Source organism: Chitinophaga sp. (assembly GCF_039596135.1).
In the GTDB taxonomy this organism is placed as follows: domain Bacteria; phylum Bacteroidota; class Bacteroidia; order Chitinophagales; family Chitinophagaceae; genus Chitinophaga.
Genome location: NZ_JBCNKH010000028.1, coordinates 55137 through 69280 on the forward strand (window position 1 = coordinate 55137; position 14144 = coordinate 69280).

Below are 14144 nucleotides of genomic sequence, written 5' to 3' on the forward strand. Positions count from 1 at the left end.
TGCATTATTAATAAAAGTATCCTTCTTTATAAAGATACTATACATTTTACTTCCTCGAAAAGAACAACAGCTCATACAGCACGATCAGGAAAATGCTCGCAGCGGTAGAGAAGACGATCTTTAACAGCAGGTACAAAAAGCTGCCAACATTGAATACTTCCAATGAAAAGAAGACCAGGTTGTGAAGGAATACCAGAATAGCAGCATAGATCAGGAACTGGGATACCCCCATACTTGTCATGGAAGGCGTCTTCTGCGTAGTTTCGAAACCACCCTGTGGTGAAAGGACGTTGATAATAAAAGGTCGCAGGTAAGCAATGAACACACAGGCAGCGGCATGCATACCCATTGTATTCATAAACATATCGAGGCTGAGGCCCATGAGCAATGCCAGCAACATGAGTGCCGGGCGGGGCAGATTAAAGGGCAACAGCAATACGAAAAGCACATAGAGGTTGAAGCTAATCGATTGGTGCAGCAAAATTCTGTTCAGAACAAATACCTGCAGCAACAGCAAAAGCACAAAACGGATTATATTTCTTAACAGTATGCTCATTGTTTAATCAGCTTGTAAGTTGAATCCTCCAAAGATTTTTGTTCATCCTGCAGCAGGTTGTCGATCACATATACATATTGCAGGTTGTAGAAGTTAGTGGCCAGGCGAATCCTGACATTGACGGAAGTGCTGGCTTTGTCTACCTCTTCGGCTGATTCTACGTAACCGATCGGGATATTTTCAGGGAAGAAGGCGGAGTAACCGCTGGTGACTACGGTATCACCTTTTACGAGGTGTACACCTTTAGGCACATCTTCCATAGTGGCATAACCAGCTTCACCACCATGCCAGCGTACCATACCCATTTCCTTACTATGGCTAAGGCGGGCGCTGGTACCGAAGTTACGACCTCTGGAGAGCAGGGAGATGACTACTGCATAGTGTTCGTTCACGCTGCGTACTATACCTACTACACCGCTTGGCCCCACCACGCCCATATTAGGGCGGATGCCATCGGCACTGCCGCGGTGAATGGTAATATAGTTGATGGGATTGTTAACAGAGTTGTTCACTACCTTGGCAGCTTTGTACAGGTAGCGGCGTACGGCAGTACTGATCACCTTGCGGGTGGTATCGGTGCTGTACTGGCGAATGGTATCAGATTTTACAATATTGTCGAGGATAACAGTGTCGAAACTTGTGCGCAGCATATTGTGCAGGCGGGCATTCTCTTTTACCAGACTGTCATTTGTAGCTTTCAGGTGAAAGTAGTATTCTACGTTGTTGTAACGTTCGTATAACCTGGCGCTAATGTTATTGGCGGAATTGAGGTAAGCTGTTTTCTGAAAATCGTTGTTCTGGAAGACCAGCACTAAACAGATCACTTCCAGCAGCAAGAACAGAAAAAAGTTAAAGTAGCGCCTTAAGAAAATGATGAGATTACGCACAGGATTTTATTTCTATAAAGAAGCCTGCAAAGCCAGTAGCCTTGCAGGCCGCTCTGTATTATTGCATTAGGAACGGATACTTACCTACGTGTTTCAGTGCGATGCCGGTACCTCTTACCACAGCGCGCAGCGGATCGTCTGCCACGTGAACGGGCAATTTGATCTTTTGGGTCAGGCGCTTGTCGAGACCGCGTAACAGTGCACCACCACCTGTCAGATATAAACCTCTGCGGTAGATATCGGCAGCCAGTTCGGGCGGAGTTGTTTCCAGTGCTTTCAGGATGGCTTCTTCGATCTTGAAGATGGATTTGTCCAGCGCTTCGGCTACTTCCTGGTAAGATACCATGATCTGTTTAGGAATACCGGTTACGAGGTCACGTCCATTTACTGCTACATCATCTGGTGGGTTGTCCAGTTCTTTCAGTGCAGAACCGATCTGGATCTTGATCTGCTCAGCAGTTCTTTCACCAATCAGCAGGCTATGATAGCGGCGCAGGGCTTCCATGATATCGGCGGTGAACTCGTCACCGGCGATGCGGATACTCTGGTCGCACACAATACCAGCCAGGGCGATCACGCTGATACCGGTGGTACCACCTCCGATATCGATGATCATGTTACCTACCGGCTCTTCTACGTCAATACCGATACCCAGCGCAGCGGCCATCGGTTCATGTATCAGGAACACTTCCTTAGCGCCTGCCTGCTCGGCAGAGTCGCGTACGGCGCGTTTTTCTACTTCTGTAATGCTGGATGGAATGCAAATTACCATACGCCAGCTGGGAGAGAACAAAGGCTTCTTTGGATACACCAGTTTGATCATTTCACGAAGCATACCTTCTGCTGCGTTGAAGTCCGCGATTACACCATCTTTGAGGGGACGAATGGTGCGCAGGTACTCATGTGTCTTTTCGTGCATCATCATGGCCTTCTTACCAACAGCCACAATTTTCCCGCTAGCGCGTTCTATAGCAACAATGGAAGGTTCATCCACCACCACCTGGTCATTGTGAATGATCAGCGTATTAGCTGTACCTAAGTCAATCGCTATTTCCTGTGTTAAAAAATTAAAGAACCCCATTGCTTAATATGGTCAAAATATTATTGTGTGCAAAAATGAATAATTCCAACGAATATACAATCTTAAAATTGTATGTTTTCTCAATAATACAACTAAATATTAAAAAATGTTATTTATTGTATTTGATGAGCCGGTTAGTAGTTGCAACAGTTAATAAACAACATGTTAGCCGGCATAGTATGACTCTCGAAAACGCTTAAACGATTGATCGTTTATGAAATGGTATTGCTCTCTCTGAATGAATGAGTTATGCGACAGTAGCGGTGCCTGCATAGCCACAGGCCAACCCGTGCTGGGCTTACACGAACTCGAACCCAATATCCCTCCTGTAATATTTGCCTTCAAAATCAATAGATTCTGCTGTTTGCCGGCTATGCGACAACGCAATACCCAGATCAGAAGCCAGTGAAGTGATGGTGAGTACCCGGCCGCCATTGGTGAGGATCTCACCGCCAGAAGCCTTTGTACCTGCCTGGAATACCAGCTGATCCTGCGTGGGGGCAGGAATGTTGGTAATGACCTTCCCCTTCTCATATGCTTCCGGATACCCCCCGGCTACCAGCATCACTGTGGTTGCCACACGACTATCCTCATAAATTGTTTGTGCAGACAGTTTACCGTCTATCACTGATTGAAACAGCTCCAGCAGGTCATTTTGCAGGCGCGGCATCACCACCTCCGTTTCAGGATCCCCCATGCGACAGTTGTATTCTATCACAAAAGGAGCGCCATCTACATTGATTAACCCAAAGAAAATAAAGCCGTTATAAACAATGTTCTCTTTGGCCAACCCGTCTACTGTAGGTTTGATCACCTGGGCTATCACCTGGTCCATAAATGCTTTGTCAGCAAATGGAACAGGGCTTACAGCGCCCATACCACCAGTATTCAGGCCGGTATCGCCTTCGCCAATACGTTTATAGTCTTTCGCAGAAGGCAGCAGCTGGTAGCTTTTGCCATCCGTGAGCACAAATACAGATAATTCTATGCCAGAAAGGAATTGTTCTACTACAACTTTCTTGCTGGCATCACCAAACTTCGCCTCGCGGATCATTTGGGTGAACTCAGTCACCGCAGCTTCGCGATCTTCCAGGATCACCACACCCTTGCCGGCAGCCAGGCCATCGGCCTTGAGTACGATTGGGGTGGAATGCTGACGAAGGTAAGCAACCCCTTCTTCGTAGGTGCTTTCGTCAAACTCCCTGTAGGCGGCAGTTGGAATATTGTGACGGCTCATGAACTGCTTTGCAAATGCCTTGCTGCCCTCCAGTTGGGCGGCATATGCAGAAGGCCCCATGACAGGGATGTGTTTCAAAGCTTCGTCCTGCTGGAAGAAATCGTAGATTCCGTTCACCAGTGGTTCTTCAGAACCAGGCACTACCAGGGTAATGGCGTTTTCAAGACAGAAAGCCTTTATTTTTTTAAAGTCGGACACCGCGATGTCTACATTCTGTCCATGTTGGGCAGTACCGGCATTTCCGGGGGCGATGAACAACTGTTCACATAAAGTGCTTTGAGTCATTTTCCAGGCCAGGGCATGTTCCCGGCCGCCACTTCCTAATAGTAAAATCTTCATATTGTATATCAGTGTGTAATTTGAGCGAATTCAGCCATTTCTGCCCCGTTCTTCCAAATTTTTTGCAAAGAAAGGCCAAAATTTAACCAAAAACACCATTTTTCTCGATAAAAAGCCTAATTTATTTATCTTGCCGCATTCATAGGACTAACTTATCAACAAAACTGACCAATTATGACTGAAACTGCTGTTGAGCAGCCTGTAATTACACCAAAACAGAAAGGCGGCCATCACAAGGGCCTCTATGTTCTTTTTTTTACTGAGATGTGGGAGCGCTTCGGGTATTACCTGATGATCGGCATCTTTTTCCTATACCTGGTAGACCCAACCGCTAATGGCGGAAAAGGCTTTGATACCGCCCACGCTTCTGACCTGGTAGGTTCATACATTGCATTGGTTTACCTCTCGCCGTTCATAGGAGGGCTAATGGCCGACAGGTATCTTGGCTATCGCAAAGCGGTTATTTTTGGCGGCATCCTGCTGGCCGCCGGGTACTTTGGACTCGCTTTCCCGGGCGATATGGCCATGTACATTTCCCTGACCCTGATTATTATCGGGAATGGCTTCTTCAAACCGAATATCGGTACCATCCTGGGGAACATCTACAACAGGGAAGACCTGAAACCTAAGAAAGACATTGCCTACAACATCTTTTATATGGGTGTAAATATCGGGGCATTCATCTGCAACTTTGTCGCTGCTTTTCTGCGTAACCACTATGGCTGGGGCTATGCTTTTGCTGCTGCCGGCGTAGGTATGGTGGTAGGCCTGATCATCTTCATCTCCAAATCCAAAGTAATTGCTGAAGGCGATATCAGGAAACCGGTACAGAAAGACGATATGCCAATGAGCAAAATCCTTAGCCTGGTATTGTTGCCTGCTTTCATTGCTGCCATACTGGGTTACTTCATGTACAAATTCCTGGGCCATCCTTTATTTGGTACACCTTCTATCGATGCATTCATGTTTGCATGTGTACCCATCGTTATATTCTACATTCGCCTGTACACGACTGCCAATAAAGAAGATAAACGCGGACTGGGTGCGCTGCTGGCCTTCTTTGCCGTAGCTATCGTGTTCTGGGTTATTTACAACCAGAATAGCACCGGTCTGACCATCTGGGCAGATCAGTATACTGACCGCTCCATGTCGGAAGGGGTAGAAAAAATTGCGAAACCATTGGGTATGCTGCAAACTGTGACCACCGAGCCACATGCCGTAACCCAGATTGATGCACAATTCCGTGCTGTGACTGACGGCCATGGTAATACCATTACCGTACAGGGCGCTGATCCTTACTTTCAGAACCTGCCGAAGGACAAATGGCCTGCCAGCGGGCAAATGAAACTGATTTCTACCGAGATCTTCCAATCTGCCAATCCCGGGTTTATCGTGTTATTTACATTGTTCGTCCTCGGATTGTTTGGCTGGCTGGCGAAGAGGGGCAAAGAGCCGACTACTCCTGTAAAGGTGGCAATGGGTATCTTCATTGCCGGGTTGTCGTCTTTATTGATGATTTTTGCAGCGTCTATGACAAATGTATATGTAGATAAGAGCTCTATGGCGTTCCTGGTGGGTACTTATGCCATCTTCACCGTGGGTGAGATACTGGTAAGTCCCATCGGATTATCTATGGTATCCAAATTGTCTCCGCCCCGCCTCACGGCATTGATGATGGGTGGCTGGTACCTGGTGAACTCTATAGCCGGTAAAGTGGCGGGTATGATGGCTACTTTCTGGGACAACTTCACTGACAAGAAGCTCTATTTCGTGATTCTGACCGTAGCTGCTGCAATTGCGTTTGTGGTGATGATGATGATCAGTAAGTGGATTGCCGGGGTGGTGAAAGAGAAGACGGGATCTTATTAATAAAGTCGAAAAATTATATTTTAAACGCTCCTGCCCATGGCAGGAGCGTTTTTTTTGCGGTTAAGCCGTGGTTAAATCTTATATTGCCCCCCGAACAAAATCTAACTATACCCACCAACAACAACTATGGCAGAAAATTTTAAGCCTTTTGTCTCACCCGAGGTGAAGATGAAGGAATTTACAGTCAAGTCCATCTTACTGGGCTGCATGTTTGGTATTATATTCGGTGCCGCAACGGTGTATCTTGCGCTGAAAGCGGGTTTAACGGTTTCTGCATCCATTCCGATCGCAGTGATTGCCATTACTCTTGGCCGGAGATTTTTCAAGACCACTATTCTGGAAAACAATATTATTCAGACTACCGGTTCAGCAGGTGAATCTATTGCTGCAGGTGTGGTATTTACTTTGCCAGGCTTTTTGTTCCTGTCTGACAAGAACAGTGATCAGTATTTTAATTACTTCACAATCCTCATTCTCGCCATCTTTGGTGGTATCCTGGGTACGTTGATGATGATTCCACTACGCAGGTCGCTCATTGTAAAAGAGCATGAAACCCTCCCTTATCCTGAAGGTACTGCCTGCGGTGATGTACTGATAGCAGGTGAAAAAGGCGGAGACTTTGCCAAAACAGCTTTCTATGGCCTGGGCTTTGCCGTGGCATATGCCCTGCTGCAAAAGGTATTTCACGTGATTGCGGAAACACCTGCCTATATGACCAAACAGGTGAATAAATTCTTCCCTTCTGCTAAAATAAGTGCTGACATTACTCCTGAATACCTGGGTGTTGGTTATATCATTGGCCCCCGCATTGCCGGTGTGCTGGTAGCGGGTGGTGTATTGTCCTGGCTGGTATTGATTCCGCTGCTGGCAAGTTTACTGCCCGGCGACCTGATTGCTACCCAACTGGTAAAACTGGGTTACCTGGCCGATCTGGCTACTCCGGGTGGCAAAGGTAACTGGAACCCGGCTACACATACCTTCAATGATTACTCTGCCGCTATCTACTTTGCTTATGTACGCCAGATAGGTGCTGGTGCCGTAGCAGCCGGTGGTTTCATTACTTTGATCAAAACGATTCCTACCATTATATCTTCTTTCAAAGGTAGCCTTGGCTCCCTGAAGAAAGGCGAAAATACGGGTGCTGGCAATGCCGGGGTACCACGTACTGAAAGAGACCTGAATGTGAAGCTCGTATTGTTTGGCAGCATTGCCCTCATCATCCTGATGGCATTCCTGCCACAGCTGCCTGGTGACTCTATTGGCAAAAAACTGCTGGTAGGCTTGCTGGTAGTAGTATTCGGCGCATTCTTCGTAACTGTATCCAGCCGCATCGTAGGTTTGATTGGTTCTTCCAACAACCCTATCTCTGGTATGACCATCGCTACCCTGATGGGTACCTGCCTGGTGTTCATTGCCGTGGGTTGGAGCGGTAAGGTATATGAGCCAATGGCACTGGTAGTAGGTGGTATGATTTGTATTGCTGCTGCAAATGCAGGTGGTACATCGCAGGATCTGAAGTCTGGTTACATTGTAGGTGCTACGCCTATGTACCAGCAGTTGTCTCTGTTCATTGGTGCGATTGTATCTTCTATCGTAATTGGTCTGACAGTGAAGTTCCTCGATAAGCCTACTGCTGCCATGATTGCGAATGGTGTAACTGACCACGCAATTGGCAGTACTTATTTTCCTGCGCCACAAGGTACCCTGATGGCTACCCTGGCAAAAGGTATTCTGTCTTATAACCTCGACTGGCAGTTTGTACTGGTAGGCGTGTTCCTCTCTATCGTGATGGAGCTGTGTGGTATCAAATCGCTGTCTTTTGCGGTGGGTGCTTATCTGCCATTGTCTACTACCCTGCCTATCTTTATTGGTGGCGCGATTCGTGGTTTTGTAGACAGCAGGAACAAGAAAAAGAATATCAAATTGTCTGCAGAAGAAGAAGAACTGGGCAAAGGTAACCTGTTTGCAACAGGCCTGGTAGCCGGTGGTGCGGTAGCCGGTGTGATCATTGCGATCATGGCTGGTTTCAACAGCACTGCAGGTGCACTGAATGCCATGAACCTGGAAAAAGCACTCGCTGGTGCATTGGGTGAAGAAGGATATTTTATACTCGGTGTATTGGGCTTTGTGTTCATGGGATGGGTATTGTATCGGATCGCCACAAGAAATAAAGAAGCAGCAGCTTAAAGCAATACCTCTTTTAAAAACAAAAAAGCGTTTTTGGCCGATGGTCAAAAACGCTTTTTTGTTTACTTTTAATTATCGATTGACAATTAATGCCTTACATTTTCGTTTAGCTATATAAACCCAAAAACCATGCGCCAATTAATTGCTCTAGCCGGAATTCTGTTACTGATGTGCGCCTGCAAGCACGATGACAACGAACCTATCAGAAAATATACCTCATTCCAGGTAGATAGTCTGATCGTACTTGCCGAAAATCCAACCGCTGTGCTCACACCCGCTAATCTCACTGACAACGACGCTACTAACGACTATCCGGTTCTAAACATTTCCGCTACCGGCAATCATGGTGAAACGGTTCAATTTTCTTTGATTGCAGAAACCGGCACTATCCAACCCGGTGACTATTCTTCTACTATACAGGGTAACAGCTTCCGCCTGGGATTCGCAGACATTGCGTACAACCTGCAGGCTAATTACAGTTACGGTACGCTGAACCTTCATATTACCAGTGTAATCGATACCCTGATCGAAGGCAGTTTCGATGGTGAGCTGATAGATACTACCGGCACCATCTCTCCCAAGCCACTGGAAAAAGGCTTTATCAGGACCGTATTTGTCAGAGATACACTCTAAATAAAAGATAAATAATCGTAGTTGTGTTTTAAGATTGTCTTGTCATCTGCACCCAACCATTTGTTGAGCAGCGTGGCATATACACGCTTGAAATCAACTTTGTATTGCAGGTCTCCATCTTTCAGGTTCAGCAAATCAGGACCATCATTCAATAAGCCTTGTTGCTTTAATCCGCCACCAATCAGGAACATGTTATTGGCAGTACCATGGTCTGTACCATTGCTGGCATTCTGCGCCACTCTTCTGCCAAATTCGGAGAAGGTCATGACTACCACATCCTGAAAACGATTATTGCTTTTCAGATCCCGGGTAAATACAGTGATGGCATCATCCAGTTGTTTGAACAGGTTTTGCTGTTGTGCCTGTTGATTCACATGTGTGTCAAAACTGCCGTGAGATACATAATACACTTTTGTACTGATATCAGACATGATCAGCTTTGAAATGGTGCGCAGACTTTTTCCAAGATGTGTGGAAGGATAGGTCTCTTTGGTATCGTATGTTTTAAATTGCTTTTGAATGTAACTGGCAGATGATAATGTGGACCCCAGTGTTTTGTACAGGTAATCTACATTCGGTTCTTCGTCTTTGTGCTGGTACAATAAATCTTTGTAGAGACCTGCATTGATACCACTACTCAATCTACCCGGATCATTGAAGGCAAGTCCTTTCTGTACTTCCCCTTTCATGGCCAGGCTCAGTGTATCGTCGATTTCCAGTGCCTGAACAGACTGGCATTGTGCATCGAGATAGCGACCTATCCAGCCATTGCCCCAATAGTCAGCTGAGTTGCTGGCGGATTGCCAGATGTCCATAGAGCGGAAATGAGAACGATCAGGATTGGGATAACCTACATTTTGCAGGATGCCCATACCCCCGTCATCATACAGTGCTTTCATACCTACCATGGCAGGATGCAGCCCTGTTTCGTCTGTGAGGGACAAAGCTTTTTCTCTTTGTATACCCAGGCTGGGGCGGAGTTTATAATAGATATCATTACGATATGGAATCACAGTATTCAACCCATCATTACCTCCTGATAACTGGATAACGACAAGCACCTTATTGCCCGGCGGCACCATGGCATGTGTGGAATTCTCCAATGCTTTCAGGAACTTCGGTACGAAGAGCGATGCAGAAGCCAGTGAACCAGCTTGTAAAAAACGACGCCTGTTCAGTATTAACATACAATAAGTTTTAACACAATTGATATTCGGGTGTACTCATCACAGCGATGGTGACTGTCTTTATGTATTGCTCCCTGGATGTAACGTCTGCGTAGTTTTCCAGCACCTGCCTGCTTACGTTCTTATTGTTTTGTAAGAGCGTATCAGCAATGGTAGCAGCCAGGTCTTCGCGTTTTACATCTTTGTAATCTGCCAGGTAATCATCCCAGTGAATGACACCTTTGATCTTTCTGGCATATTGTCTTTGCGCTGCTTCATTAACCTGTTGCGTTACTTTGTAACTACCCATACCCATCTCTGGTGTGATCTCTTTGGGTTGGATATTGAAATCTTTTTCATAGAGGATCATTGATGGTAACTGCATGCGGTACATTAAGCTGGAGCTATCTATCCAGTTGCGCCCACCGGGCCACCCGGCCACGTTTGGCGGATAGAATAATGTTTGACCCAGGACCTGTTGAAATGAGATCATCACTTCTTCCCTGTCAAAATCGACCGGGATTGTTCTGCGAAAACCTACCAGCAATTCAATGGGTGATTTAATATGATTGCCGATTAGTTTATTATCGTAAAACCAGTCTGCCATGAAAATGTTGCGCATCAGTTCTTTGATGTCGTAGCCGGAGCTATAGAATTTATCTGCGAGGGTATTGATTTTTTCGGGGTCGGGTGTTTCTTCATCTACAAAGAATTTATACACTTTGGCAGTGATGAATTGTGCAGTTGCTTTTTTCTCCAGGAGTATTTTCAATACATCATCCCCATTGAAGTTGCCTTCTTTGCCAAGAATGTTTTTCACACCTTCGTCGTGTGTTTTTTCCCTGAACACGAAATTACCATCTTCGTCAAACGCCCAACCGGTGAAGGCCCTGGCCGCTTCTTTAATATCCTGTTCTGTATAATTACCTCGTCCCATGGTAAATAATTCCATCACTTCGCGTGCGAAGTTTTCATTGGGATGCGCTTTCCTGTTTTGCTGGTTATTCAGAAACTGTAACATAGCAGGTGTTTTGGAAACAGCTGTCAGTAAATCTCCGAAATTACCAAGGGCATTGAGCCTGATCACATTCAGTAACTGCTGGTTGAACAGCACATTCTGTGTGCGGCAGGCAAAGTGCCCATGCCAGAAGAGCGCCATTTTTTCCCGCAGGGGATGTGTACTCCGTACCATTTCGTCTACCCACGATACATTGAGGTCTTTAATACCTTGTGTATTCATTTGCTGCACCATCTTGCGGGTATCAGCATCCAGGTCTTTTTTCTTCCTGTAGTCAGGAAGGTCAGACTGGTCAATGATTTTGATAGGTGTCGTCTCATCTTTAGCAGGACCAATGAGGATCTTGCTAACAATTTGTTTCCGGCGCCTGTGGGTCCAATCGGCTATAATGGGATAACGTTCTCCAAAGCCAGCCCTCCATGCAAGGTGCTGCATCTGTAATTTTTCAGGGACCATAGTTTTATATTTAGATCAGGATCTGAATCTCCACACGGGATAACTACTACCTTTCTCAAAGAGTTCTTTTTCTGATGGCAATTCCAGGAACCCATCTGCCTGCAATAAAGCTGCCAGATCTCCGGAACCATGATAGGGTGGTGGCAAAGCGATGAGCTGGCCACCCGCTACGGGATGCAAACGAACAGGCATGAAATAGGTCAATGGTGGCTTGAAGTGTACATCTGCGCCCAATACCGCGTACGGTTCCGGCCCCGCCGTCATTTGTAAAGAAGTCTTTAACCAGGGTAAAATATAACGATAACAACACATAAACCCGGCTACAGGATTGCCTGGCAATGCAAATACCACGGGGCCATTTTCAAAATATCCAAACAGGAAAGGTTTGCCGGGGCGCTGCTGTACTTTATGAAATACCTGCTGCATACCCAGCTCTTCCAATACCTGTGGCAGGTAGTCATATTTACCGGCAGAGACAGCTCCCGTACAAATTATTACATCGTGCTCTAATAATGAGCGCAATAATTGTTGAATGGCAGGTATATCGTCATTTACATGGTAGCAGGTGGCCTGGATACCCAGTTCTGTATGTAATGCAGCTGCGAGTGTATAAGAGTTGGAAATACGTACCTGGTGCATGTCAGGGGTTTCTGATACAGGCACCAGTTCATCGCCGGTGGTGATGATGGCGACTTTTGGCAGGCGGCTTACGCTGACGGTGGTTTTACCCACTGCCGCCAGTACCCCTGTTTCTGCAGCTGTAATGCGGGTACCCGCTGCAATCAATACCTGGCCAGCCGCCGCATCGGTGCCCTGGCAATGAATATGTTGCCCCTGTGCTACGTCGGCTTTGATAGTAAAGCGACGAAAGCCATCGTGTTCCGACACTTCCAGGTGTTCGTACTGGATAACGGTATCTGTCAGCTCTGGCAAGATAGCGCCGGTCATGACTTCAATACAATCAGCCATGCTGCCCAGTTGCTTACGTGGCATACCTGCAGCCTGCATGTCTTCCACGCCAAATACAGTTTGTCCTTTGGCATAGGTTTCAAAATTGATGGCGATCCCATCCATCATTACGCGGTCATAAGGAGGGAAGTCTCTATCGGATAATACGGGTTCACGCAGTACCCTTCCGGCAGCGGAAGTAAAAGGCACCTGCTCTATTCCGAAGTCCCTGGCTATCCCCATGACGGCAGTATAGGCAGCGATGACATCCATTAGCATATTTAACAGCTTTCTTTGTAAATTTATTCTATTATGAGCAATGATTCAAGTAAACAGGGTTTTTCTCATCTGAATGCAGCAGATCAACCTACTATGGTGGATGTAAGCGGCAAAATGGTGACGGAAAGAGTGGCGGTGGCAGAAAGCAGGGTCTTTTTGCCTGAAGTGATCCGGCAGCAGTTCAGTGGGTCAGATATTTATACAAAGAAGGGAGCAGTGTTTCAGACAGCTATTATAGCAGGCATTATGGCGGCTAAGAAAACGCCGGATCTCATCCCGCTTTGTCATACCTTACTGCTGGATGGTTGTCAGGTAGATATTCACCTGGAAGGAGAAGAAGCGATTGTGAAATGTACGATCAAAACTACCGGCAGAACGGGTGTGGAGATGGAAGCCCTCACTGGTGCGAGCATTGCAGCATTGACGATCTATGATATGTGCAAGGCTTTTTCTCATGGTATGGAGATCAGGCAAACTAAATTAATCAGTAAAACAGGCGGTAAACGGGATTTCTGATGGCAGGATTATATGGATTGATATTATGTGGCGGGCGGAGCCTGCGCATGCAGCAGGATAAAAGCCAGCTGGATTATCATGGGGTGCCACAGTGGCAATACCTGTACCAGTTACTGGCACCACTAACGGAGAAAGTATTCCTCTCTTGTCGTGCAGATCAGCAATTGGAAACGGAATTAACTGTGATTACTGATAGTGTGGGGGATGCAGGCCCGGCTACCGGGATACTGAGTGCGCACAAGGCTTTCCCGGAACGAACATGGTTGGTATTAGCATGTGATCTGCCATTGATCAGTGCACAAAGTTTAGAGTTGTTGATCGCTTCCAGAGATGTGAACAAAGAAGCCACTGCTTTTATCAGTTCATTCAAGCAATCGCCGGAGCCATTGATGACGATCTGGGAACCAGCAGGATTGAAAAGACTGGATATTGAAAGAGGATGTCCGCGCAAAACATTGCTGAAAGCAGATATTGCATTGATTGAAAATCCATTTGCAATAGAGCAGTTCAATGCGAATACACCTTCGGAAAGAGAGGAAGCAGTACGCGCAATTATGGATGCGCAGCTACCCAGATAGCACCGTCTTCGAAGAATTCTTTTTTCCAGATAGGCACGGTTTGTTTTAAGGTGTCGATCGCATACTGGCAGGCTTCAAAAGCCACGCCCCTGTGGGGTGCAGCAACGGCGATGACTACGACTGTTTCGCCGGGTAGTTTTTCGCCTGTAATGTGGAGGATGGCAATCCGCTTAATGCCTAAGTGAGATATGGTATGTTGTGCAATCTTTTCCATTTCCGCAATGGCCATGGGTTCGTAGCACTCAAAGAATAATTTTACTACTTTTTTCCCCTGTGTTTCGTTGCGTACATTGCCCACAAAGAGTACTACACCACCGCAATCCGGTGATTCCACAAAGTCCAGTGCCTGTTGCACATTGATATCAGGTGCGATTTTTACCAGAAGGTCCATACT

At 46.4% G+C, this 14144-nt stretch carries 13 protein-coding genes; 5 read left to right on the forward strand and 8 right to left on the reverse strand.

Features of this window, described 5'->3' with window-relative positions:
* Window positions 1-46 precede the first annotated feature (46 nt).
* The 4 genes from ABDW16_RS17180 to purD all read right to left on the reverse strand — a co-directional run bounded on the left by ABDW16_RS17180 (window position 47) and on the right by purD (window position 4100).
* Window positions 47-556 carry a rod shape-determining protein MreD gene (locus ABDW16_RS17180; RefSeq protein WP_343671374.1) on the reverse strand — a complete coding sequence of 170 codons (510 nt, stop codon included), beginning with the start codon at window positions 554-556 and terminating at the stop codon, window positions 47-49.
* Complete coding sequence (gene mreC / locus ABDW16_RS17185; protein WP_343671376.1) at window positions 553-1443, reverse strand: rod shape-determining protein MreC; 891 nt, start codon at window positions 1441-1443, stop codon at window positions 553-555. Before mreC ends, ABDW16_RS17180 begins: the two co-directional genes overlap by 4 nt.
* A gap of 58 nt (window positions 1444-1501) precedes the next feature.
* A complete protein-coding gene (locus tag ABDW16_RS17190; protein WP_012787871.1) occupies window positions 1502-2524 on the reverse strand; it encodes a rod shape-determining protein in 1023 nt (340 codons plus the stop codon).
* Window positions 2525-2822: 298 nt separating this feature from the next.
* Entirely contained in the window at window positions 2823-4100 is a 1278-nt protein-coding gene (purD, locus tag ABDW16_RS17195; RefSeq protein ID WP_343671387.1) for a phosphoribosylamine--glycine ligase, read from the reverse strand.
* A gap of 174 nt (window positions 4101-4274) precedes the next feature.
* Between purD and ABDW16_RS17200 the strand changes: the two genes are divergently transcribed.
* The 3 genes from ABDW16_RS17200 to ABDW16_RS17210 all read left to right on the forward strand — a co-directional run bounded on the left by ABDW16_RS17200 (window position 4275) and on the right by ABDW16_RS17210 (window position 8789).
* A complete protein-coding gene (locus tag ABDW16_RS17200) occupies window positions 4275-5969 on the forward strand; it encodes a peptide MFS transporter (protein ID WP_343671389.1) in 1695 nt (564 codons plus the stop codon).
* A gap of 126 nt (window positions 5970-6095) precedes the next feature.
* The gene (locus ABDW16_RS17205; protein ID WP_343671391.1) at window positions 6096-8156 is read left to right on the forward strand and encodes an OPT/YSL family transporter; all 2061 of its coding nucleotides are present in this window, start codon (window positions 6096-6098) and stop codon (window positions 8154-8156) included.
* Window positions 8157-8285: 129 nt separating this feature from the next.
* Window positions 8286-8789 carry a hypothetical protein gene (locus ABDW16_RS17210; RefSeq protein ID WP_343671393.1) on the forward strand — a complete coding sequence of 168 codons (504 nt, stop codon included), beginning with the start codon at window positions 8286-8288 and terminating at the stop codon, window positions 8787-8789.
* Here the strand turns inward: ABDW16_RS17210 and ABDW16_RS17215 are convergent.
* The 3 genes from ABDW16_RS17215 to ABDW16_RS17225 are packed head-to-tail and all read right to left on the reverse strand — an operon-like array spanning window position 8786 to window position 12650.
* Entirely contained in the window at window positions 8786-9976 is a 1191-nt protein-coding gene (locus tag ABDW16_RS17215) for a DUF1501 domain-containing protein (RefSeq protein ID WP_343671395.1), read from the reverse strand. The genes ABDW16_RS17210 and ABDW16_RS17215 overlap by 4 nt on opposite strands.
* A 10-nt stretch (window positions 9977-9986) precedes the next feature.
* Complete coding sequence (locus ABDW16_RS17220) at window positions 9987-11429, reverse strand: DUF1800 domain-containing protein (RefSeq protein WP_343671397.1); 1443 nt, start codon at window positions 11427-11429, stop codon at window positions 9987-9989.
* Window positions 11430-11444: 15 nt separating this feature from the next.
* Window positions 11445-12650 carry a molybdopterin molybdotransferase MoeA gene (locus ABDW16_RS17225; protein WP_343671399.1) on the reverse strand — a complete coding sequence of 402 codons (1206 nt, stop codon included), beginning with the start codon at window positions 12648-12650 and terminating at the stop codon, window positions 11445-11447.
* Between the two features lie 39 nt (window positions 12651-12689).
* Here ABDW16_RS17225 and moaC point away from each other — a divergent pair, with 39 nt between their 5' ends.
* Both moaC and ABDW16_RS17235 read left to right on the forward strand, forming a co-directional pair.
* Window positions 12690-13172 (forward strand): cyclic pyranopterin monophosphate synthase MoaC, encoded by a 483-nt coding sequence (moaC, locus tag ABDW16_RS17230; RefSeq protein ID WP_343671401.1) that lies wholly within the window; start codon window positions 12690-12692, stop codon window positions 13170-13172.
* Window positions 13172-13750 (forward strand): NTP transferase domain-containing protein, encoded by a 579-nt coding sequence (locus tag ABDW16_RS17235; protein WP_343671403.1) that lies wholly within the window; start codon window positions 13172-13174, stop codon window positions 13748-13750. The genes moaC and ABDW16_RS17235 overlap by 1 nt, the downstream gene beginning before the upstream one ends.
* Here the strand turns inward: ABDW16_RS17235 and ABDW16_RS17240 are convergent.
* On the reverse strand, window positions 13725-14141 hold the full coding sequence (locus ABDW16_RS17240) for a molybdenum cofactor biosynthesis protein MoaE (protein WP_343671405.1): 417 nt from the start codon (window positions 14139-14141) through the stop codon (window positions 13725-13727). The genes ABDW16_RS17235 and ABDW16_RS17240 overlap by 26 nt on opposite strands.
* Window positions 14142-14144: the final 3 nt, after the last annotated feature.